Origin of the sequence: Nocardia pseudovaccinii NBRC 100343 (genome assembly GCF_001613225.1) — a bacterium.
Taxonomy (GTDB): domain Bacteria; phylum Actinomycetota; class Actinomycetes; order Mycobacteriales; family Mycobacteriaceae; genus Nocardia; species Nocardia pseudovaccinii.
Genome location: NZ_BDBY01000139.1, coordinates 1 through 1171 on the forward strand (window position 1 = coordinate 1; position 1171 = coordinate 1171).

Sequence of the window (1171 nt, forward strand, 5' to 3'; positions counted from 1 at the left end):
TTGGAAAAACGACCTTTCGACCTTCTGAAAGATATTGAAGGCGGGAAAGAAGATCGGGCGACCGTAGGGCACGGTGCAGCTTCGGCTGACCTTGCCACCGAACGTTCCGGCGAGGAACCAGACATCGTCGGGCTGAGCTTCGGCCGCGCAGGCTCCGGTCTCATCGCAGACCGGATTCTTGGCGATCGGAATCGACATGGCCCACTGCCACCATCGAGCGGCCAACTGGACATCCGTGCTCTGCATCCCTGAACCCCTCGATTGTCGATCTCGGCGCTCAGAATATCCGAGCACGCACGCAACACCGAACTGACCAGTCCGTCCCGGAAGTGCGGACTCGGTGTGTGCCGGTGCCGAGCGGCCCGCATACCGCTACGGTCAGGAGATGCCGACGAGTACCGCACAGCTGTCCACTGCCGCACTCGAATTCGTCGCCGAGCGACACCTCGCGACCCTGACCACCCTGCGCGCCGACGGTACGCCGCATGTGGTCGCGGTGGGTTTCACCTGGGATCCGGAAGCCGGGATCGCGCGAGTGATCACCAACGACGGCTCGGTGAAGGTGCGCAATGTTCGGCGCTCCGGTTACGCGGCAGTGAGCCAGGTGGACGGAATCCGCTGGATCACCCTGGAAGGCCCGGCCACGGTGCTCGACGATCCGGACAACGTCGCCGAAGCCGTCGACCGGTACGCGGGCCGCTACCGAGTCCCCCGCGAGAACCCGACCCGCGTGGTCATCGCCATCCAAGTCCAGCGCGTGCTCTCCAGCAGCACTCTCGCCCCGGCCTGAACCACCGCGACCTGACCTCGAACCCGAAGTCATTGTATCCCAGGGTATTTCGCCGCGCCACAGCTTACCGCGCCGCCTCTCAGCGTGCGCAGAATCATCGAGCCGGGGACGCCATCACTGTGCTTGCGCGTTCGCCACGCCGCGCACAGCGCAGTCGAATTCACCGCCGGTAGCAACGGCGCACCCCAGCAGTCACGGAGACACAGTCCTGCTCAGAGCACCGTCAAACCATGCGGCCGCTGGTTCATCGACTCGCAGCCGTCTTCAGTGACCACGACGATGTCCTCGATGCGTGCACCCCAATCGCCGCGGAAGTAGATCCCGGGTTCGATGCTGAAGGCCATGCCGGGTTCCAGGACCAGGCTGTTGCCTTCGACGATG

3 protein-coding genes are annotated in these 1171 nt (G+C 64.5%); 1 reads left to right on the forward strand and 2 read right to left on the reverse strand.

Annotation, left to right across the window (positions count from 1 at the left end):
- A partial coding sequence (locus tag NP3_RS16815) for a hypothetical protein (RefSeq protein WP_218024866.1) occupies positions 1–246 on the reverse strand: 246 nt, incomplete at its 3' end.
- 139 nt (positions 247–385) lie between these two features.
- On the opposite strand from NP3_RS16815, the gene NP3_RS16820 reads away from it, so the two are divergent.
- Positions 386–790 carry a PPOX class F420-dependent oxidoreductase gene (locus NP3_RS16820; protein WP_063042388.1) on the forward strand — a complete coding sequence of 135 codons (405 nt, stop codon included), beginning with the start codon at positions 386–388 and terminating at the stop codon, positions 788–790.
- 212 nt (positions 791–1002) lie between these two features.
- Here the strand turns inward: NP3_RS16820 and NP3_RS46765 are convergent.
- Positions 1003–1171: M24 family metallopeptidase (locus NP3_RS46765; RefSeq protein ID WP_157124357.1), on the reverse strand; the 169-nt coding region annotated here is incomplete at its 5' end.

Coding starts and splice junctions, on each gene's coding strand:
- NP3_RS16820 (WP_063042388.1), top strand. CDS start 386: ATGCCGACGAGTACCGCACAGCTGTCCACTGCCGCACTCGAATTCGTC.